At 39.2% G+C, this 21,965-nt stretch carries 21 protein-coding genes; 19 read left to right on the plus strand and 2 right to left on the minus strand.

The genetic code is table 11. From position 1 onward, the window contains the following. Positions 1-121: 121 nt before the first annotated feature. Complete coding sequence (locus tag AA0X95_RS10325; protein ID WP_413308556.1) at positions 122-889, plus strand: ThiF family adenylyltransferase; 768 nt, start codon at positions 122-124, stop codon at positions 887-889. A 576-nt stretch (positions 890-1,465) separates the two neighbouring features. Here the strand turns inward: AA0X95_RS10325 and AA0X95_RS10330 are convergent. Then, on the minus strand, positions 1,466-2,371 hold the full coding sequence (locus AA0X95_RS10330; protein WP_413308558.1) for an NERD domain-containing protein: 906 nt from the start codon (positions 2,369-2,371) through the stop codon (positions 1,466-1,468). Positions 2,372-2,548: 177 nt separating this feature from the next. Between AA0X95_RS10330 and AA0X95_RS10335 the strand changes: the two genes are divergently transcribed. Together AA0X95_RS10335 and AA0X95_RS10340 are read left to right on the plus strand one after the other, a co-directional pair. Further along, a complete protein-coding gene (locus AA0X95_RS10335) occupies positions 2,549-3,475 on the plus strand; it encodes an ABC transporter ATP-binding protein (RefSeq protein WP_413308560.1) in 927 nt (308 codons plus the stop codon). Beyond that, positions 3,468-4,418 carry an ABC transporter permease gene (locus tag AA0X95_RS10340; protein WP_413308562.1) on the plus strand — a complete coding sequence of 317 codons (951 nt, stop codon included), beginning with the start codon at positions 3,468-3,470 and terminating at the stop codon, positions 4,416-4,418. The genes AA0X95_RS10335 and AA0X95_RS10340 overlap by 8 nt, the downstream gene beginning before the upstream one ends. A 204-nt stretch (positions 4,419-4,622) precedes the next feature. Here AA0X95_RS10340 and AA0X95_RS10345 read toward each other — a convergent pair whose 3' ends face one another. Next, entirely contained in the window at positions 4,623-5,894 is a 1,272-nt protein-coding gene (locus tag AA0X95_RS10345; RefSeq protein WP_413308564.1) for a replication-associated recombination protein A, read from the minus strand. Positions 5,895-6,222: 328 nt separating this feature from the next. Between AA0X95_RS10345 and cymR the strand changes: the two genes are divergently transcribed. The 16 genes from cymR to AA0X95_RS10425 all read left to right on the plus strand — a co-directional run bounded on the left by cymR (position 6,223) and on the right by AA0X95_RS10425 (position 21,959). After that, positions 6,223-6,642: a cysteine metabolism transcriptional regulator CymR gene (gene cymR, locus AA0X95_RS10350; RefSeq protein WP_413308566.1), complete on the plus strand. Its 420-nt coding sequence runs from the start codon at positions 6,223-6,225 to the stop codon at positions 6,640-6,642. Between the two features lie 45 nt (positions 6,643-6,687). Then, entirely contained in the window at positions 6,688-7,830 is a 1,143-nt protein-coding gene (locus AA0X95_RS10355; RefSeq protein WP_413308568.1) for a cysteine desulfurase family protein, read from the plus strand. A gap of 40 nt (positions 7,831-7,870) precedes the next feature. After that, positions 7,871-8,989 carry a tRNA 2-thiouridine(34) synthase MnmA gene (gene mnmA / locus AA0X95_RS10360; RefSeq protein ID WP_413308570.1) on the plus strand — a complete coding sequence of 373 codons (1,119 nt, stop codon included), beginning with the start codon at positions 7,871-7,873 and terminating at the stop codon, positions 8,987-8,989. 467 nt (positions 8,990-9,456) lie between these two features. After that, positions 9,457-10,110: a tetratricopeptide repeat protein gene (locus AA0X95_RS10365; protein ID WP_413308572.1), complete on the plus strand. Its 654-nt coding sequence runs from the start codon at positions 9,457-9,459 to the stop codon at positions 10,108-10,110. A 36-nt stretch (positions 10,111-10,146) separates the two neighbouring features. Beyond that, positions 10,147-12,561: an ATP-dependent RecD-like DNA helicase gene (locus AA0X95_RS10370; RefSeq protein WP_413308574.1), complete on the plus strand. Its 2,415-nt coding sequence runs from the start codon at positions 10,147-10,149 to the stop codon at positions 12,559-12,561. Positions 12,562-12,593: 32 nt separating this feature from the next. Further along, positions 12,594-13,070, plus strand: a complete 477-nt coding sequence (locus tag AA0X95_RS10375; protein WP_413308576.1) for a PRC-barrel domain-containing protein — start codon at positions 12,594-12,596, stop codon at positions 13,068-13,070. Between the two features lie 11 nt (positions 13,071-13,081). Then, a complete protein-coding gene (locus AA0X95_RS10380; protein ID WP_026563482.1) occupies positions 13,082-13,273 on the plus strand; it encodes a hypothetical protein in 192 nt (63 codons plus the stop codon). A gap of 21 nt (positions 13,274-13,294) precedes the next feature. Continuing rightward, positions 13,295-13,429, plus strand: a complete 135-nt coding sequence (locus AA0X95_RS10385) for a YrzQ family protein (protein ID WP_308083070.1) — start codon at positions 13,295-13,297, stop codon at positions 13,427-13,429. A gap of 91 nt (positions 13,430-13,520) precedes the next feature. After that, complete coding sequence (locus AA0X95_RS10390) at positions 13,521-14,600, plus strand: AI-2E family transporter (RefSeq protein ID WP_413308578.1); 1,080 nt, start codon at positions 13,521-13,523, stop codon at positions 14,598-14,600. A 344-nt stretch (positions 14,601-14,944) separates the two neighbouring features. Further along, entirely contained in the window at positions 14,945-17,581 is a 2,637-nt protein-coding gene (gene alaS / locus AA0X95_RS10395; protein ID WP_413308580.1) for an alanine--tRNA ligase, read from the plus strand. Between the two features lie 76 nt (positions 17,582-17,657). Continuing rightward, the gene (locus AA0X95_RS10400; RefSeq protein WP_308083073.1) at positions 17,658-17,927 is read left to right on the plus strand and encodes an IreB family regulatory phosphoprotein; all 270 of its coding nucleotides are present in this window, start codon (positions 17,658-17,660) and stop codon (positions 17,925-17,927) included. Next, positions 17,927-18,343 carry a Holliday junction resolvase RuvX gene (gene ruvX, locus AA0X95_RS10405; RefSeq protein ID WP_413308582.1) on the plus strand — a complete coding sequence of 139 codons (417 nt, stop codon included), beginning with the start codon at positions 17,927-17,929 and terminating at the stop codon, positions 18,341-18,343. The genes AA0X95_RS10400 and ruvX overlap by 1 nt, the downstream gene beginning before the upstream one ends. Before the next feature lie 13 nt (positions 18,344-18,356). Further along, complete coding sequence (locus AA0X95_RS10410) at positions 18,357-18,659, plus strand: DUF1292 domain-containing protein (RefSeq protein WP_309860457.1); 303 nt, start codon at positions 18,357-18,359, stop codon at positions 18,657-18,659. A gap of 324 nt (positions 18,660-18,983) precedes the next feature. Beyond that, positions 18,984-20,120, plus strand: coding sequence for an endolytic transglycosylase MltG (gene mltG / locus AA0X95_RS10415; RefSeq protein WP_413308584.1), 1,137 nt, complete (start codon positions 18,984-18,986; stop codon positions 20,118-20,120). Positions 20,121-20,382: 262 nt separating this feature from the next. Beyond that, the gene (locus AA0X95_RS10420; protein ID WP_413308586.1) at positions 20,383-21,033 is read left to right on the plus strand and encodes an O-methyltransferase; all 651 of its coding nucleotides are present in this window, start codon (positions 20,383-20,385) and stop codon (positions 21,031-21,033) included. Further along, entirely contained in the window at positions 21,030-21,959 is a 930-nt protein-coding gene (locus AA0X95_RS10425; RefSeq protein WP_413308588.1) for a peptidase U32 family protein, read from the plus strand. Before AA0X95_RS10420 ends, AA0X95_RS10425 begins: the two co-directional genes overlap by 4 nt. Positions 21,960-21,965: the final 6 nt, after the last annotated feature.

A 21,965-nucleotide genomic window follows, 5' to 3' on the forward strand; every position in this document is an offset into this window, starting at 1 on the left:
TCTTATGCCTAATATCTTTATAATTCCTATCTAAATACTTGTTTTTATATGATTGTATGTTATATTTTTTAGGGTAAAAGATAATAAAAGATAAAAATGAAAATTATTTTGGAGGAACATCATGCTGCATCAATTTTCTCGTAATGAGCTTGCCATTGGTAAAGAAGGCCTCGATATCATGAAAAATAGTACGGTTGCTGTTTTGGGAATCGGGGGTGTCGGTTCGTTTGCTGCTGAAGCTCTTGCCCGTTCTGGCGTTGGCCGTTTAGTCTTAATTGATAAGGACGATGTGGATATTACGAACGTTAACCGCCAGCTAATTGCCCTGCTTTCAACTGTAGGTAGACCAAAAGTAGAGATTATGCAGGAACGGATTAAAGATATTAATCCAGACTGTGAAGTCATTGCCCTTAAGATGTTCTACACAGAGGAAACGTATGAAGAGATTTTTGGCTACAATTTGGATTTTGTTGTAGATGCTTCCGATACGATTATGTATAAGATTCATTTAATGAAGGAATGTTTAAAGCGAAATATTCCGATCATCTCAAGTATGGGTGCTGCCAATAAGATGGACCCAACGCGGTTCCAAATTGCGGATATTTCTAAAACGCATACGGATCCAATTGCAAAGGTAATTCGTACGAAGCTTCGTAAGGAACGTATTCACAAAGGGATTCCAGTTGTATTTTCAGATGAAAGCCCAATTGTTGTTCGTGAAGATGTTGTAAAAGTTGTGGGAAAAGAAAATGCGCCAATACGTAAGGCGAAAATGCCGCCTGCATCGAATGCTTTCGTCCCATCAGCAGCAGGTCTGATCATGGCGAGCTACGTTGTTCGTGAGTTGTTAAAAGATATTAAAATTACACGTGTATCTGATGAAAAATAAATGATATATGTTGGCCCTAATCATGATCTTTGGTTAGGGCCTTTTGTGTTGGGTTGAGTGCATGAATGTGTTGTGGTTACGGAAACGTATAAGCGTCTACGTGTCCGAACCCATGAAGAAAAGAAGGAATGGGTAACGAGGAAGGCTCTACGTGCCCGACTCCATGAAGAAAAAAAGGATTGGGAAACGTATAAAGGTTCTACGTGCCCGAACCCAGTATGAAAAGAGGAGTTGGGTAACGTAGAAAGGTTCTACGTGCCCGACTCCATGAAGAAAAGAAGGAATGGGTAACGTAGGAAGACTCTACGTGCCCGAGTCCATGAAGAAAAGAAGAAATGGGTAAGGTAGGAAGGCTCTACGTGCCCGAATCCAATATGAAAAGAGGAGTTGGGTAACGTAGGAAGGCTCTACGTGTCCGAACCCATGAAAAATAGAAGGAATGGGTAACTTAAGAAGGTCCTATGTGCCCAAAACCATGAAAAACAGAATGATAGGGTAACATAGAAAGCCCAAAGCCATAATCAATAGAAGTGTAGAAAATTAAAATAGTTTTTTACCCCAGAAAACAATCAAAAACTACTCAAAAAATACCCACCGGCCATACCCATTTGCCATTAAATTCTCCATTAGTATACGTCTTAATAACTTTTTAGAATGAATCACATGACACCACTCATGGATTATAGTAGTTGTAATCTTTAATTCAGGAAAAAGAAGTCTCAGCTCCTCTACACTCCTTAAAATACCTGTTTCAAGTTCTTCCTCATATCCACAATCTACACACACCAGTTTCTTATCATCTTTACAAATTAAAAAGGAATTAGATTCAGGACAAATAATTCCTTTTTGCATTTGGTCATATCTATATGGTGGAAAACGGGAATAGGGGGATTTATTTTGATGCATCGTGATTAAGGTTTCTGCAAGTTCCCTGTGTTTGGAAGATAATTTTGAAGGAAGCTGGTTTAATTTTTTCATATAGGAATTCAGTTGAGTTGAATAAATAATTGGTTTGTTCAGAGGGGCCTGATATAAGGTGAACTCGGGGTTAATGAAGGTCACATTTCCTTCTATCGGTAAATGAAAACCAATATTTTTGATTAGCTGGCGTAAAAGAGTTGAACTTCGCTTTAATTGATCTAATGGATTCTGTACTTCGTCCCTGGATAAAGTAAAAAAACTATCTTTTTCATAGAAATAGTTCCCCTCAAAATTTTTTACTTCAAAAGGAAAAATGGTATTTTGAGAAATGGTTAAGGTATCAATTTGAAAATTGGCATTGTTAAAATCAATGCATAAATCGTTTATAAAATACAAATCATTTTGTAATTTACTAGTATATTGGTCAAACATCACCTCGCCTTGGTATCCTTTTTCGCGTTTTAAATAGTATTTTTGATCCTTTGGTGACAAATTAGTTCTCATGTATAGTGATTTCATAATGATGAGTTCATTCGACTTATACCGCGGTTTTAAGAGCATGACACACATCCTTTTTTTTTTAACACGTACAACCCTATTTTATAAAAAAATTACTAAAAACCCACTTAATTGTGTGAATGTTTTGTTAACAATTTACGAAACCATGCCCTGAAAAACAGGAAAATTCTTCTAAGATAATGTACACTAGAGTGGACGACATACGAGAGGAGAGGGAGATTGGAAACGATTATTGAGTTAAAAGACGTAACTAAAGTGATTAAAGGAAGAACTATAATCGATAATATTAGTTTTAAAGTGAATAAAGGCGAAGTTTTCGGCTTCCTTGGGCCGAATGGTGCAGGGAAAACGACAACTATTCGAATGATTGTCGGTTTAATGGGGATTACCTCAGGAGATATCCTTATCGGAGGGTCGAGCATCAAAACTGATTTTGAAAATGCTGTGGGACATGTAGGGGCTATCGTCGAAAATCCGGAAATGTATAAGTTTTTAACAGGTTACCAAAACCTCGTCCATTATTCGCGGATGGCAAAAGGGATTACAAAAGAAAAAATCACTGAAACAGTGGAACTGGTTGGGTTAACGGAACGCATTCATGATAAGGTCAAAACCTATTCGCTTGGTATGAGACAAAGATTGGGGTTAGCTCAATGTCTGTTACATGATCCAGAGGTGTTAATACTAGATGAGCCTACCAATGGTTTAGATCCTGCTGGAATACGAGAAATCCGTGACTATATTCGTCTGCTTGCACGTGAAAAAAGTATGGCAGTCATCGTTTCAAGCCACTTGCTATCTGAAATGGAAATGATGTGCGACAGGATTGGGATTATACAAAACGGGCAGTTGATCGATGTTCAACTTGTACAAGAATTTGTCCATGGAACGGAAACCACATATGAGCTGGAAGTAGTTCCTTCTGACATAGCTCTGTCATTAATCGAGACTAATTTCCCGAATATACGTGTCACTCGTTCAAGAAATGGCCTTTCGGTAGAACTTGCAAAGGATGACATTCCAAATCTAGTAAAAGTACTGGTTAAGAATAATGTTCTTGTTTACGGAATCAAAGAAGTAGCGAAAACATTAGAAGATCGCTTCCTAGAAGTAACGGCTGAAAAGGAGGCGGTAACTCGTGGGTAATTTAATCAAGAATGAATGGATGAAAATTTTTAGGCGACCTGGAACCTATGTGATGATTGCTATCCTGGTTATATCCATAGCAGTGGTTGGGATGGTAACTAAGTATCAACAAAATGGCATGGATTTAACGGAAGATAAAAACTGGGAACAAGTATTACAAGAAGAAAACAATGCTCTAAAGCAGCAGATGGAACAAAGCCAGAGCAAGATAGAAAAACAATTTTTTAAAAAAGAAATAGCTATTAATGATTATCGGATTAAGCACCATCTTTCAACAAAAGAAAAATACTCTGTTTGGTCATTCGTCAAAGATTCCTCACAGTTGATCGTCCTGGCTGGGTTATTCATTATTATTGTAGCGGCTGGGATCGTGGCCAGCGAGTTTAATTGGGGAACCATAAAGCTATTATTAATCCGGCCCATTAACCGAACGAAAATTTTATTATCTAAATATTTGACGGTATTGCTGTATGCTCTATTTATGTTGGGCATTCTCTTTGTTTTCTCAACTGTACTCGGTGCCATTTTGTTCGACATGCCAGATAAAGCAGTTCCCTATTTAAATTATAGTAATGGTCATGTAACTGAGCAAAATATCGTTGTTCATTTATTAATCTATTATGGTTTAAGTTCCATTGATACGATTATGCTCGTTACCATGGCATTTATGATTTCATCTGTTTTCCGCAATAGCTCTTTGGCCATCGGGCTATCACTATTTTTATTATTTACAGGTGCGCAGCTTACCGTCCTGTTATCCATGAAATTTACGTGGGCAAAATACATACTGTTTGCGAATACTGATCTCATGCAATATGTAGAAGGAACGCCGATGGTAGAAGGGATGACAATGTCATTTTCTATACTCATGCTCCTGATTTACTTTGCCCTTTTCCAATTTCTCGCCTTTTTTGTCTTCAAAAAACGAGATGTTGCAGCATAAGAAAAGCGGAAGCGCCTTGGTCAGCCCCGACAGGCAAATGTTCTTCGGCAAGAAAAGTCCGCCTTTTGACTTTTATTGCCGAAGGTTATTTGACCCGAGGGGCTAGGCGCTGGAGCTAGACAATTCTCGAAGTCGAAATTTAAACAATCTTATAATGTAGAAAAAGGTGTCAGGCACGATTAACAATGGTGCCTGACACCTTTTTTAGCTTTTTCGTAATAGTTTTTCATAGACTACCGCAAGTGCCTGTTCGAATTTGCCGGTTTTCTTCGGCTGGTAGTATTGTTTGTTTTTTATGCGGTTCGGCAAGTATTGTTGCGGAACCCAGCCATTTTCATAGTTGTGTGGATATAAATATTCGATTCCTCTGCCAAGCTCTTTTGCCCCCTTATAATGGGCATCTTTTAAATGATCAGGAATTTCACCAACAATCCCTTTTCGGATATCTTCAAGAGCGGTATCGATAGCTAAAATAGCAGAGTTCGATTTAGGTGATAAGCATAGTTCAATTACGGCATTGGCAAGCGGGATTCTTGCCTCAGGAAAGCCTAGTCGTTCAGCTGTTTCAATCGCTGCCAACGTCCGTGGTCCTGCTTGTGGATTGGCGAGCCCAATATCCTCATAAGCAATAACGATTAATCTGCGGCTGATACTGACAAGGTCACCTGCTTCAATTAGTCTGCCAAGATAGTGCAGGGCAGCATTGGCGTCACTGCCACGGATGGACTTTTGAAAGGCCGATAAGACATCATAGTGACCGTCCCCGTCTTTATCCGCAGCTATGCTTTTCTTCTGTAGACATTCCTCGGCCGTTTCTACATCAATTGTAATAAAGCCATTTTCATCTTCGTCAGTAGATAGAACGGCTAATTCGAGGGCGTTTAAGGAGCTTCTTACATCTCCGTTCGAGGCATTGGCGAAATGTTCTAAGGCTTCGTCAGTCATATTCACATTTAATTTGCCCAGTCCACGATCGTCGTCTTCAATTGCACGGAGCAATGCCTGCTTCACCTCATCAGGTGTCAGTGGTTTAAGTTCAAAAATTTGACAACGACTCCGAATCGCAGGATTAATCGCATGGTAGGGGTTACTTGTTGTTGCGCCGATTAGCGTGATCATTCCATTTTCTAAATAGGGAAGCAAAAAATCTTGTTTTCCTTTGTCCAATCGATGGACTTCATCAAGAAGAAGAATCACTTTTCCTGACATTTTTGCCTCAGCAGCAACAATTTCCATATCTTTTTTATTATTTGTTACTGCATTTAAGGTTCGAAAGGCATATTTGGTACTTCCAGCAATGGCACTTGCAATCGATGTTTTGCCAATTCCAGGTGGTCCATATAAAATCATGGATGTAAGCTGTTTTGCTTTCACCATTCTAGCAATTATTTTTCCATCACCAACCAAATGCTGCTGGCCTACGACTTCGTCGATCGTTCTTGGCCTCATCCGAAAGGCCAAAGGCTTTTGCTGCATAATCATCTCTCCAAAAGGTATTTCAATTTATTCGTGCTTTTATTTACGATAAGAACAGTAGAATTCGACTTCGAGAACTGTCCAGCTCCAGCGCCTAGCCCCTCGGGTCAAATAACCTTTGGCAATAAAAGTCAAAAGGCGGACTTTTCTTGCCGAAGAACATTTGCCTGTCGGGGCTGACCAAGGCGCTTGCGCTTTTCTTATACGATACCACTTTCTTGGGAAAAAAGCATATTAAAGGAGAATGTGTTATAATTTCTAATGCCTATCAATTTACTGAGGAATTACGTATTTAATATATATAGATTTTGAATAGAGGTGCTTAGTAGTGAAGATTTCTACAAAGGGAAGATATGGTCTTACGATTATGATTGAGCTTGCTAAAAAATATGGTGAAGGGCCGACGTCATTAAAAGCCATCGCTCAAGCAAATGATTTATCAGAGCATTATTTAGAGCAATTGATTGCTCCGTTACGTAATGCTGGTTTAGTTAAGAGTATTAGAGGAGCATATGGTGGTTATATTCTTACAAATGTTCCATCTAAAATTACTGCGGGAGATGTAATACGTGTTCTTGAGGGGCCGATTACGCCTGTTGAAGGAATTGAAGATGAAGAGCCGGCAAAGAGAGAGCTATGGATTAGAATTAGAGATGCCATTAAAGGCGTATTAGACAATACTACATTAGAAGATTTGGCAAATCACAGCGAAGATAATGATACAGAAGGTTATATGTTTTATATATAAGGTAAAGAGTATTAACATAGAATTATTTTGATTGAAGGTGTAAGGATGGAACGAATTTATCTCGACCACGCAGCAACCACACCCATGCATCCAAAAGTGATTGGTAAAATGGTCGAAGCTATGAATATGATTTTTGGGAACCCTTCAAGTATTCATTCATTCGGAAGGGAAGCCCGTCATCAAATTGATAGAGCAAGGGCTGGGCTTGCGCGCAGCATTGGTGCAAAGGAAAATGAGATTATTTTTACAAGCGGTGGTACGGAAGCCGATAACATGGCGTTGTTTGGTGTGGCCGAAAGTTATCAGAATAAAGGCAAGCACATTATTACTACTACGGTGGAACATCATGCTGTCTTACATGCCTGTAAAAAGTTAGAGAAGATGGGCTATGAGGTTACCTATTTACCTGTGGATGAAACAGGGATGATCTCCATCTCTGAGTTCCAAGAAGCATTAAGAGAGGACACGATCTTAGTATCCATCATGTACGGTAACAATGAAGTTGGCACGATTCAGCCAATTACAGAAATCGGCCACTTACTAAAAGATCACCAAGCGATCTTTCATACCGATGCGGTACAAGCCTATGGAATAGAAAAAATTGATGTAAACGAAAGCCATATTGATTTATTATCTGTTTCTGCTCATAAAATCAATGGTCCAAAAGGAACAGGTTTTCTTTTTGCGCGTTCAAATGTGAAGCTTTCTCCTCGCTCATTTGGCGGGGACCAAGAAAGAAAGAGACGAGCTGGCACGGAAAATGTTGCTTCTATTGTTGGTTTTCATGAAGCCGTTCTAATAGCAAATGATGAAAGAATGTCTAATAGAGAAAAGTATATAGATTTTAAAGAAGTAATGTTAGAAAAATTGCGTGAATTAGATATCGAATTTCACGTGAACGGATTGCTTGAAAATTCACTGCCACATGTATTAAACTTAAGCTTTCCGGGAACGAGTGTGGAGGCGATGCTAGTCAATCTCGATTTGGCAGGCATTGCTGTTTCGAGCGGATCAGCATGTACGGCTGGTTCCATAGAACCTTCTCATGTCCTGGTTGCCATGTTTGGTAAACAATCAGAGCGCTTGATCAATTCGATCCGTTTTAGTTTTGGCTTGAACAATACGACAGAGGACGTCGTGAAAGCTGCTGAAGAGACGGCAAAGGTTGTTATGCGTCTGAAAAAATAAATGTAACATCTAGTACGGTTAAAAGAGAGGTGAAAGAGAAATGGAGAAAAAAGATCCAAAGGATATCCGTGTTGTAGTTGGAATGTCCGGTGGTGTAGACTCCTCTGTAGCTGCACTCCTATTAAAGCAGCAAGGCTATGACGTAATAGGAATTTTTATGAAGAATTGGGATGACACAGACGAAAATGGTGTGTGTACAGCCACTGAAGACTACGAGGATGTCATTCGAGTATGCAATCAAATTGGCATTCCTTATTATGCTGTCAATTTTGAAAAACAATATTGGGATAAGGTATTTTCCTATTTCCTTGAAGAGTATAAGGCTGGTAGAACACCAAACCCAGATGTGATGTGTAATAAGGAAATTAAATTTAAGGCATTCCTCGAGCATGCACTTAAATTAGGCGCTGATTACTTAGCAACGGGTCATTATGCAAGAGTTGAATTCCGCGATGGCGAATATAAAATGCTCCGTGGTCTTGATGAAAATAAGGACCAAACGTATTTCTTAAATCAATTGACACAGGAACAACTGAGTAAAGTCATGTTCCCAATTGGAAACTTAGAGAAATCTAGAGTAAGGGAAATTGCGAAGGAAGCAGAACTTGCTACGGCCACCAAAAAGGACAGTACGGGTATTTGCTTTATCGGTGAGCGGAATTTTAAGGACTTCCTAGGTCAATATCTACCTGCTCAACCAGGTAATATGGAGACATTTGAAGGTGAGATTAAAGGGAAACATGAAGGCCTTATGTATCATACAATTGGCCAGCGTCATGGTTTAGGTATTGGCGGATCAGGTGAACCTTGGTTTGCCATTGGAAAGGACTTAAAAAGAAATGTCCTTTATGTTGGACAAGGTTTCCACAATGAAAAACTTTATTCCAACTCGATTATTGCAACTAACGTTAGCTGGGTATCGAACAAAGATAAACAGGATGAATTTGAATGTACGGCCAAGTTCCGCTATCGCCAAGAAGATAATAGCGTGATAGTACGTTTGTTAGATGACAATCGAGCAGAAGTCATTTTCAAGGAGCCTATTCGTGCGGTTACCCCAGGACAGGCGGTTGTTTTCTACAATGGCGATGAATGTCTTGGCGGCGGTACCATTGATGAAGTGTACAAAAATGGTGAACGTTTAACTTATGTAGGATAATCCGTCCAAACCCTGATTCCTAAAGGAGTCAGGGTTATTTAATGTTTTTGGCTCTTTTCTAAGACATTGTTGCTTTTATCTACCTTTTTTTAATGGTCATTCTAATAAATAGACGGAGGAATTCCGCTTATTTGGGAAACTGGTTGTAAATTGGCTCAAATAGACGGAGATATTCCGCTTATTTGATTTTAAAACGCAAAAATGGGGCACTTTTCTTTGAATAAGCGGAAAAACTCCGCTTATTTACTCCGAAATGAGCTCGATTTTGAAAATAAACGGAAAAACTCCGCTTATTGGTTACTCTTCTAAGGCTGGCTGGCAATCCAATTAGCAAGCTTTTTCGCAGTGTAGCTTTGATTCTAAATGAATAAACCTCCGCTTATCTTCCATAACAACAATGTTTACGTAAACAGCCTATTTTTTTTACGAAATATGATATACTTTCCCTTAGGATTGGAGCTGAAAAAATGGATAAAAACCAATTAGGTGTACAATACATGCAGGAAGGCAACTACGAGGAAGCAGCTAAAGCTTTTCATGCAGCGATAGAAGAAAATCCCAAAGACCCAGTAGCTTATATAAATTTCGGCAATGTTCTTTCAGCTGTGGGCGATGATGAAAAAGCCATTAAATTTTATCAAAAGGCACTTGAAATAGATGAAAACGCGGCAGCAGCTTACTATAGTATCGGTAACATAATGTTCACCCATGATCAGTTTGACGAGGCGAAAAACATGTTTGAAACAGCCATGAAAAAGGGGCTGGAGTCTGCTGATAATTACTTTATGTTAGGATTAACGCTTGTACAATTAGACAAGAGCCGCTTCGCTCTTCCCTACCTGCAGAGAAGTGTAGAACTGAATGAAGAAGATGCGGAAGCAAGGTTTCAATATGGTCTATGTCTAGCACAACTAGAATTCATTGATGAATCTATGGTTCAATTTGAAAAGTGTATTGAACTCGATCCAGGACACTCGGATGCTTATTATAATTTAGGGGTTTCTTATGCTTTTAAAGAAAATGCTACTAAAGCAATTGAAATGTTTGATAAAGCCCTGGAAAATCAGCCAGATCATTTACTTGCTGGACATGCAAAAAAACTAATTGAAAATATGCAATAGGTTGATGCCGATCTTTTTGAAAGGAGGGAGACACGAGTGGAGAAACAGGACGCGCTGGATTTATTTGCCGAGCAAGGAAAATTTGTAAAGGGAAGACCCATCGTTACCATTTTTCATAATGAACAGAATCTTTATACGGTTTTACGGATACGAGTGGATGAAACAAATCATTCTTATGATGACAAAGAAGCAGTAGTAACCGGCTACTTTCCGAAGGTACATGAGCAGGAAACCTATATCTTTTACGGAGATTTTAAAGATCATCCTAAGTTTGGTCTGCAATTTCATACAAATCATTACAGAAAAGATATGCCGCAGACAAAACAAGGGGTTATTGCTTATTTGTCAGGTGAACTGTTCAAAGGAATTGGTAAGAAGACAGCGGAAAATATCGTGGAAACGCTGGGGGAAAACGCCATTTCAAAAATACTTAACAAGCCGTCACTGTTAGATTCCATTCCTAAGCTACCTCCCGATAAGGCAAAATTACTGTATGACACACTTATGGAGCACCAAGGACTCGAGCAGGTCATGGTAGCTTTAAATCAATATGGATTCGGACCGCAGATCTCCATGCGAATATATCAGGCATATAAAGAGGAGACCCTTGGTATTATTCAAAAGAATCCTTACCAATTAGTTGAGGATATTGAGGGAGTTGGTTTCGGTCGTGCAGATGAGCTTGGCTATCAGCTTGGGATATCAGGTAGCCATCCTGATCGCATCAAAGCAGCCTGTCTGTATACGCTAGAAAATGAAAGCATGCAGACCGGTCATGTATACATACATGCTGAGCAATTACTCGAACAAGTAAAAAATCTGTTGGAAGAAAATAAGCGAGACCAAATTGAGTTTTTGGATATTTCAAATGAAGTCATTAAGCTGGAGGAAGAGGGGAAATTAATTGGTGAAGAAAAAAGAATTTACCTGCCATCCCTATATTTTGCAGAAAAAGGTTTAGTGACTAACATACACCGCATCTTGCAGCAAACTGAATATAAGGATCAATTTCCTGAATCTGAATTCCTGCTTGCTTTGGGAGGCTTGGAAGAACGCCTTGGGGTACAATATGCACCAACCCAAAGAGAGGCCATTCAAACGGCATTAATGTCACCTATGCTTATTTTAACAGGTGGACCTGGAACAGGTAAGACAACGGTTATAAAAGGGATTGTTGAGCTCTATGCTGAACTCCATGGCTGTTCGTTGGAGCCGAAGGATTATCACAAAAAAGGTGAGCCGTTTCCGTTTTTGCTTGCGGCACCTACAGGTAGAGCAGCTAAAAGAATGAGTGAATCCACCGGCCTTCCTGCGGTAACTATTCATCGATTACTTGGGCTAAATGGGATGGAAGGCATCGACCATGAGGATTCAAATACGCTTGAAGGAAAAATATTAATCGTTGATGAAACTTCTATGCTTGATATCTGGCTTGCTAATCAGTTGTTTAAGGCTCTGCCTGACAATATCCAAGTTATACTTGTTGGGGACGAAGATCAGCTGCCATCGGTTGGTCCTGGTCAGGTTTTAAAGGACTTGTTAGATTCTGAACGAATTCCGACGGTTCGATTAACTGATATTTACCGTCAGGCCGAAGGGTCATCAATCATCGAACTGGCACATGATATAAAAAAAGGCTATCTTCCCCCGGATGTAACACAAAAGAAGCCTGACCGTTCGTTTATCAGATGTTCTACAGCGCAGGTGGCTCAAGTCGTGGAAAAAGTAGCGCAAAACGCCAAAAACAAAGGTTATTCTGCAAAGGATATCCAGGTGCTGGCGCCTATGTATAGAGGCCCTGCAGGGATTGATCGGTTAAATGTGCTGCTTCAGGAGATTTTTAATCCAAACCCTGATGGTAAACGAAAAGAAATTACCTTTGGAGAAGTAAAGTACCGAATTGGAGATAAGGTGCTTCAACTTGTAAATCAACCCGAGAATAATGTGTTCAACGGTGATATTGGCGAAATTATTTCGATTATCTATGCCAAAGAAAATACGGAAAAACAAGATATGATTTATATTTCCTTTGAAGGGAATGAAGTGGAATATACAAGGCAAGATTTGAATCAAATCACCCATGCCTATTGTTGTTCTGTCCATAAATCCCAGGGCAGTGAATTTCCTATTGTTATTCTTCCGGTAACGAGAAGTTATTACCGGATGTTGCGACGAAATTTAATTTATACCGCTATCACAAGAAGTAAACAATCGTTGATTCTATGTGGTGAAGAAGATGCATTAAGGATGGGAGTAGAAAGAGCAGACGAACTTTCAAGACAGACCACTCTTCGTCAAAAACTTAAAGAAACCATTTTAGGACAGCTTCAGACTCTTCAAAATGATACAGAACCAGTCAAAGGCTTATCCTATGAGGAAGAATTAATGCAAGTTAATCCAATGGTTGGAATGGAAAACGTTACACCTTATGATTTTATGCTAAATGACTGAAACTATAAATGTTCGGGGAGGTGGGACACTCTTTGCGGACATTTTCATTATTAAAAGGACAACCAGTTTTTGAAATGAGCAGCGGAACAAAAATTGGTGATATCAGTGACCTATGTATCTCAAGCAATGGTATCGTCAAAGGCCTATTGATTAAAAAAGGCGTTTTCTTCAAACAATCGTACTTTCTGGATATTCAAAAAGTGACTACCTTCGGCTGGGATGGGGTTATGATTGAAGATAGCGGATGTTTGGAAAAGTTAGGAGATAACCCTGAATATACCTTGACACACCAGCATTCCTTAAATGGAATGATGATGCTTTCAAAAAGTGGAGATTCACTCGGTTTGTTAAAGGATGTATATTTTCAGGAAGAAGTGGGCACAATCGTAGGGTATGAAATTACGGATGGCTTCTTTTCGGATATCACGGAAGGTAAACAAGTCATTCAATCCGGTAAGCCCTTAGCGATCGGAAAGGATGCCATTATCGTAGATGTAGATAATACGTGAGGTGTCTTTTCATGTTAAAGTGTCCTAACTGTCAAAGCAAAGATATCGGCAAAATTGGTATCAACCAATATTATTGCTGGAACTGTTTTATTGAGCTATCTGTTAACAAAGGTCTAATTAACACCCATCAGGTGGAGGAAGACGGTTCACTTAGTTCCTTGGACGATTTGTTTGAAGAAGAAGAGCGTCGTTACACCCTATAATTATTATAAGAGGTGAAACGCATGAATAAAATGATGACGTCGATGATTGCTTTTGGTGCGGGGATGGCCATATATAATATGGCTCAACGAAATAATATGATGTCCACCCGCAATATGAAAAGAATACAAAAAAAGGTAAAACGAGCAATGTTTTAATGCAAATCCCCCTTGGGCTCCTAGGGGGATTTTTACGTACGTGAATATTTACCCTTCTTGTCTCTAACACTAACAAGAGGGAGGATTGCTCGTGGATATTCGTATGAAATGGCTGTATCGGATTGGTTTTATACTCCTTTTATTAGTTGCCCTTTACGTTTTTCTTAAAATTAGATTTGTTTGGATGCCAGTTGTTAGGCTTATCATAATTATCATCTTACCATTTCTTATAGCAGGGTTTATAACTTATCTCCTTCATCCTATTGTTGAAAAATTGCATGAAAAAGGATTCCACCGAGGTTTGGCCATTTTCTTGATTTATTTTATTTTTTTTGGCGGCATTGGGTTTGCACTATATAAGGGTATACCAGCCATCATTGATCAATTAAAAGACTTATCTGAAAGTGCACCGTTCTTTGCAGAACAATATCGAAGCTGGATTGATGAGCTCCAAACCCATACAAGGGCTTGGCCAGATGGTTTGCAAGCAAAAATAGATGACGGGATCAACACTTTTGAAAAGAAGATGGATACCCTTTTAACTATTATTGTCAATGTCTTAATGGACTTTTTAAATTCAGCCCTACTTTTGATGATTATTCCGTTTATTGCCTTTTATATGTTAAAGGATTTTCCTTTGTTAAAACGGACGGCATGGTATTTGACCCCTAAGAAATGGCGGAAAAAAGCTACTCTATTTTTAAGAGATGTTGACGAATCACTCGGAAGTTATATTAGAGGACAGCTATTAGTTTGTGTGATCATCGGAAGTATCTCTGCCTTGTTATTTTGGGTGTTCCATTTAAGATATCCTTTGTTACTAGGACTTATCGTTGGTGCGACAAATGTGATTCCTTATTTTGGACCGATTATCGGGGCAATTCCAGCTGTCATTATTGCTGCAACCACTTCGGTTAAGTTGGTCATCATTACGGTTGTTATTGTTTTTGGTTTACAATTCCTTGAGGGAAATATCTTATCGCCTTATATCGTCGGGAAGAGTCTTCATATGCATCCATTATTAATTATGATTGCTTTAACATCGGGTGGTGAAATAGGGGGAATCTTAGGGTTGATTTTAGCTGTCCCTGTTCTAGTGATATTGAAGGTAGGAATCATTCATGCGAAAAATCACTTTATACAAGGCAAAGCAAATGATTCTTCTTCTTAAAGTGTTTGGCCAATTGACAAACGTTTTTTGGGTGGATATAATTCGACATATAGAATATGAATGAAAATGTTGAAGGGTCGAGTATGTTGTAGTCCATCTGTAACGCTTTATTGCGCAGAAGAGAGGAGCTTTCATGGCTGAAAGAAGCTCCAGATGAAGGATGACAGAACGCTAATCCGGAGTGCAGCTAACCACTGCCGTATACCTGCGTTAAGGGTTTTTTGAGAGATGAATACAGAATGTTTGTATTCATAATCAGGGTGGTACCGCGAGGCTTGCTCTCGTCCCTGTTTGGGATGAGGGCTTTTTTGTATGCTTTTTTAAAAATAAGGAGGTCAATACATATGAAAAATTTAACTGGTTCACAGATTCGTTCAATGTTTTTACAGTTTTTTAAAGAAGAAAAAGGACACGCAGTGGAGCCGAGTGCATCGCTTGTTCCTCATGATGATCCATCTTTATTATGGATTAACAGTGGTGTTGCAACCCTAAAGAAATACTTTGATGGCCGTGTGGTTCCTCAAAACCCAAGAATTACTAATGCTCAAAAATCCATCCGGACAAATGACATTGAGAATGTTGGGAAGACTGCGCGTCACCATACTTTCTTTGAAATGCTAGGAAACTTTTCAATTGGTGAGTACTTTAAAAATGAAGCAATCGAATGGGCATGGGAGTTTCTAACGGACAAAAAATGGATGGGATTTGATCCAGAGCTATTATCCGTTACTGTGCATCCAGAAGACAATGAAGCATATGAAATTTGGAATAAAACAATTGGCATTCCAGAGGAACGCATTATTCGACTGGAAGGGAATTTCTGGGATATTGGAGAAGGACCAAGTGGACCGAATACTGAAATCTTCTATGACCGTGGTCCAGAGTATGGTGATGATTCAAATGACCCAGAATTATATCCAGGTGGAGAAAACGAACGATATCTGGAAGTTTGGAACCTAGTGTTCTCCCAATTTAACCATAATCCTGATGGCACCTACACACCACTACCAAAGAAAAATATTGATACAGGTATGGGATTAGAACGTATGGCATCTGTTGTTCAGAATGTCCCAACCAATTTTGACACTGATTTATTTATCCCTATTATCCGTGCGACAGAAGAGATCTCTGGGGAGAAATATGGAGTGAATAAAGAAACAGATGTAGCTTTCAAGGTTATTGCTGACCACATTCGTACCGTTGCATTTGCTGTAGGTGATGGTGCACTTCCATCGAATGAAGGACGTGGCTATGTTCTACGCCGGTTGCTTCGCCGTGCTGTCCGCTATGCAAAGCAGATTAACATTAATCGTCCATTTATGTTTGAACTAGTTCCAGTCGTTGGCGAAATCATGAACGATTTCTATCCAGAAGTGAAAGAAAAGACTGAATTTATTCAAAAGGTTATTAAGAATGAAGAAGAACGTTTCCACGAAACACTTCATGATGGGTTGGCAATCCTTGCAAGCGTGATTAAGAAGGAAAAAGAAAAGGGCAGTGACACCATTTCTGGTGCAGATGTTTTCCGTTTATATGATACCTATGGTTTCCCAGTTGAGCTGACTGAGGAATATGCTGAAGAAGAAGGTATGAAGGTTGACCATGAAGGCTTTGAAGTAGAAATGGAGCAACAGCGTGAACGTGCACGTGCAGCTCGTCATGATGTTGATTCCATGCAGGTACAGAGCGGTGTTCTTAGAGATGTGAAGGTAGAAAGTCAGTTTGTCGGCTATGATCAGCTTGAAACAAGCTCCACAGTGGCAGCTATTGTGAAGAATGGTGAACTAATTGATCAGGCTTCATCTGGTGACGAAGTACAGGTTATTCTTGACGTGACGCCTTTTTATGCTGAAAGTGGTGGACAAATTGCGGACCACGGCGTGATGGAAGGTTCAGGGGTATCCTTATTTGTTAAAGACGTTCAAAAGGCACCGAATGGTCAAAACCTTCATCAAGTAGTGGTTAAGAGCGGCACGCTCAAAACGAACCTACAGGTGACTGCAAAGGTGGATGCAGAAAACCGGGTTAAAATTATTAAAAACCATACAGCGACTCACTTGCTGCATCAAGCATTAAAGGATGTACTTGGCGAGCACGTTAACCAAGCTGGTTCCCTCGTTGAACCAGATCGTCTACGCTTTGACTTCTCCCACTTTGGTCAAATTAAACCAGAAGAGTTAGAGCAAATTGAAAAAATCGTAAACGAAAAAATTTGGAGAAACATTGAAGTAAACATTAGCTTAAAACCAATTGCTGAAGCAAAAGCAATGGGTGCTATGGCTCTTTTCGGTGAGAAGTATGGTGATATTGTTCGTGTGGTACAGGTTGGAGATTACAGCCTAGAACTATGCGGCGGTTGCCATGTTCCAAATACCTCTGTCATTGGTTTGTTCAAAATTGTTTCAGAAGGAGGAATTGGCGCAGGAACAAGAAGAATTGAGGCTGTAACAGGTGAGGCTGCTTATAAATCATTAAATGATCAAGTAGGCTTATTAAAAAAAGCGGCAGACAAATTAAAATCAAATCCAAAGGATATCGTCACACGGATCGATAGTCTGATGAACGAAATGAAACAGCTTCAACGTGAAAATGAGTCACTTGCAGCTAAACTTGGTAATATTGAAGCAGGTAACCTTGTTTCACAAGCAAAAGAAATTGACGGAGTAACCGTATTAGCTGCAAAGGTGCAGGCTGCTGATATGAATAACTTAAGAAATATGGCGGATGACTTAAGGCAAAAACTGGGCTCTGTGGTATTAGTACTAGGAAGTGCTCATGAAGGCAAAGTAAACATTATCGCAGCAGTTACAAAGGATTTAATCGACAAAGGCTACCATGCTGGGAAACTGGTTAAAGAAGTTGCTACCCGCTGTGGTGGAAGTGGCGGAGGACGTCCAGATATGGCTCAAGCTGGAGGAAAAGATCCTGAAAAAATAGATTCTGCACTTCAATTCGTTGAAGAATGGGTAAAATCGGTTTGATAATAGGACAAAGTAGTGTAAAATGTAGGTAATTAGTACAATTTCTCTCGTCTATAAAAAATGCGAGGTGCGTGAAATGAGTTCATTTGACAAAACGATGAGATTTAACTTTCCTGAAGAGCCCTTTGAACATGACGTCAATGACGTTCTTTTACAAGTGTATGAAGCATTGCAGGAAAAAGGATATAATCCGATCAATCAAATAGTCGGCTACCTATTATCAGGAGATCCAGCCTATATTCCACGTCATCGAGATGCCCGTAACATTATCCGCAAGCTGGAACGGGACGAAATAATTGAAGAACTAGTTAAATCCTATCTAAAACAACAACGAGAGGTTAAGTAATGCGCGTATTGGGTTTAGATGTAGGCTCTAAGACAGTTGGTATTGCCCTAAGTGATGAAATGGGGTGGACTGCGCAGGGTCTTAAAACACTCAAAATCAATGAAGAAAGACAAGAGTTTGGTTTTGAGGAAATTGGTCAAATAATAAAAGAGTACCAAGTGGATACAGTTGTCATTGGCTTACCCAAGAATATGAACGGGACGATTGGACCACGTGGTGAAGCCAGTCAGCAATATGCCAATGAAGTGGAAAGCAGATTTGCTGTGCAGACTGTATTGTGGGACGAGCGTTTGACTACAATGGCTGCAGAACGTGTATTGCTTGAAGCCGATGTAAGTCGCAAAAAGCGAAAGAAAGTTATCGATAAGATGGCCGCAATGATGATCCTGCAAGGGTATCTTGATAGCAAAAATTAATGAGGTGAATGAAATGGAACACAATCATGAGCATGAAGAAGATCGTTTTATTACATTAGTAGATGAAAATGGAGACGAACAACTTTTTGAAATACTTTTCACATTCGATTCAGATGAGTTTGAAAGATCATATGTTTTCTTCTATCCAGTAGGGGCAAATGAGGATGACGAAGAAGAAGTCGATATCCTAACGTATGCTTATATCCCAACAGAAGATGGCGGTTTCGGCGAATTAATGGAAATCGAAACGGATGAAGAATGGGATATGGTTGAAGAAGTATTCAACACATTCAACGAAGACCAAGAAGAAGAATAAGTTGAAATTGATAGGAACCAGCCATAAAACATGGCTGGTTCTTTTTAATATTGAACAGGAAAAAATTTATAAGGTGATTTCGCACCCTGTTGATTGGAGCGGAAGGCGCGAAGACTCCTGCGGGAGTACGGGGCAGGGGAGACCCCGCAGGAGCGCAGCGACGAGGAGGCTCCCCGGCACGCCCGCGAACCGCTCGTGCCTGGAGCGGAAATCAACAGGCAAGTTTCTGAGCATTTATTTTAACTAGGATAATTCTGACAAATTAATTGATAAATTGACATTTTTCTTACTATATGCTGAAATTATTACGAAAGGGGGAAAAGAATGACAACTGATGAAAAAGACCCGAAGAAAGATTTGATACGGGAAAAAATGCTTGAACACCACCGTGAAGCAAAAGTAGTTAGAAAAATTGTCATGGTGATCTCGATCTTATTGCTATTATTAATTGTTGTTATCGGCGGCGGAGGATATCTATACATACAGTCAGCATTAAAGCCTGTTGACTCTGATAGTAAGAAACAAAAAACAGTTGAAATTCCAATTGGTTCATCTGTAACGGGTATTGCAGAAAAGTTAGAAGCAAATGGAATTATTAAAAACGCAAAGGTATTTAAGTACTATGTAAAGCTTAAAAACGAAGGCGGTTTTATGGCTGGGGAATACCAACTGAGTCCTTCTATGGATGTAGCGGAAATTGTCAGCCGATTAAAAACTGGAAAGGTGCTGGCAAAAGCTAGCTTTAAAATTACCATTCCAGAAGGGAAGCAGTTAACAGAAATTGCTGTGATAATGGCAAAAGCGACTAACCAAAATGAAGCGAATGTTCTTGCAAAATTAAATGATAAAGAATTTATCAAACTGTTAATGGAGAAATACCCAGATTTATTAACAGATGAAATCTTAGATACGAAAATAAAGTATCCGCTTGAAGGATATTTATTTCCTGCTACGTATCCATTTTATAAACCGAATCCAACCGTGGAAGAAATGGTTTATGCCATGCTGGATAAAACGAGGTCGATTGTCTCTTCCTATGCGGAAGAAAGTGAAGAATCGAAGCTATCTGTTCATAAATTACTTACTATGGCCTCATTAGTTGAAGAGGAAGCGACTGAAAAAACCGAACGTAAAAGAATTGCTAGCGTTTTTTATAACCGTTTGGAAAAGGATATGAAATTGCAAACCGATCCTACGGTATTATACGCACAAGGAAAACACAAAGAACGCGTCTTATATGAGGATTTAGAAGTGAATTCTCCTTATAATACGTACAAACATACAGGACTCCCGCCTGGCCCAATCGCCAATGCTGGAAAAATGTCTATTGAAGCTGCACTCGAGCCGGAGAAAACAGACTTTTATTATTTCTTAGCTGCTGAGGATGGAAGCATATACTACTCAAAGACATTAGAAGAGCATAATAAGTTAAAAGCAAAGTATATTTCCAATAAAAAATAATGTACTATTTTGGGGGAAGCATTAGCATTCCCCCTGCTTTTGTGATAAAATAGTTCAAGTGTTTTAATACGTAATCTATAGCGTAACTCACAGTAAGGTAATTTACGGCAGTATTGCCTTAAAACGTCCTGAGTCAAATTTACTAACTTTTGACGTCCGTACCTGTGAACGCTATTTTTTCATGTCTAAAGAGGATTATTTATAGATAAACTAAAAGTATTTTACTTTGAAATAAAATGCTTTTAAAGCGAGGTGACGCAGCTTGTTAGATGAGAAGCTGCATTCATATATTGAAGGTCTTATTTTAGAGCGTAATCCATTGTTAAAAGAAATGGAGGACTATGCTCATGAACATAATGTTCCGATCATGGAACTAGAAGGTATTGAAACGATGCTTCAATTACTTCGAATTCAGGGAACTAAAAATATACTTGAGGTAGGAACAGCAATAGGATACTCCGCCATGAGAATGGTAGAAGCGCTTCCAGATGCTCAAATTGTTACGATTGAGCGGGATGATGAAAGAGCTGAATTAGCTGTCGGATTTATTGAGCGCTCACCTTACAGAGAACAGATTACCTTAATTAAAGGCGACGCGTTAGAGGTTGAAGAACAGATAAGTGGACATGCTCCATTTGATGCTATTTTTATTGATGCAGCGAAGGGGCAATATAAAAAATTTTTTGAAATGTATTCAAATTATCTTAGTTCGGACGGAATGATCATTACTGATAATGTCCTTTTTAAAGGTTTAGTAGCTGAAACAGAAATTGAATCAAAGAGAACCCGTAATCTTGTTAAAAAGATTGATGATTTTAACAAATGGTTAATGAAGCATCCAGAGTATATTTCCATTATTCTTCCTGTGGGAGACGGGGTTGCCATTAGCAAAAGAAGAGGTGAGAACAAATGAAAAAACCAGAATTGCTTGTAACACCGTTAACGGTTAACGATATCTTGCCATTAATAGAAGCTGGTGCAGATGCGTTTGTTGTCGGTGAACAAAGATATGGATTAAGACTTGCAGGTGAATTTAATCGTGACGATGTCAAAAAGGCGATTGAACTTGCTCACAGCAAGGGGAAAAAGGTCTATGTTGCAATGAATGCTATTTTTCATAATGAAAAAATAGATGAGTTGAGCGATTATATCCAATTTGTTGCAAACGTCAAAGCGGATGCCATTATTTTTGGTGATCCTGCTGTTTTAATGACTGCAAGAGAAGTGGCTCCGGAAATGAAGCTACATTGGGGAACAGAAACGACAGGAACGAACTGGTACACATGTAACTATTGGGGTAAGAAGGGTGCGAAAAGAGCTGTTCTTGCACGTGAAATCAATATGGATGCCATCGTCGAAACGAAGGAAAATGCAGAAATAGAAATTGAAGTGCAGGTTCATGGGATGAGCTGTATGTTCCAATCCAAGCGTACACTTCTTGGTAATTACTATGAATATCAAGGGAAAGTCATGGAAATTGAAAACCGCAAGATGGAAAAGAATATGTTCTTGCATGATAAAGAACGTGAAAATAAATATCCAATCTTTGAAGATGAAAATGGAACTCATATTATGAGTCCAAATGATATTTGTATCATTGATGAGTTGCAAGAGATGATTGAAGCTGGTGTTGATTCTTTTAAAATTGATGGCATTTTAAAAAGCCCAGAATATATTCTTGCCGTTACGAAAGCTTATCGTGAGGCAATCGATTTATTCATAGAAGATCCTGATGCATATGAGGATAAAAAAGACGAGCTATTAGCTGCATTGGAAGACATTCAGCCTACTAACCGTCCATTAGACACAGGATTCTTCTTTAAAGAAACAGTATATTAAAAGGAG

Origin of the sequence: Neobacillus phoenicis, assembly GCF_047302305.1 — a bacterium.
Lineage (GTDB): Bacteria > Bacillota > Bacilli > Bacillales > Cytobacillaceae > Neobacillus.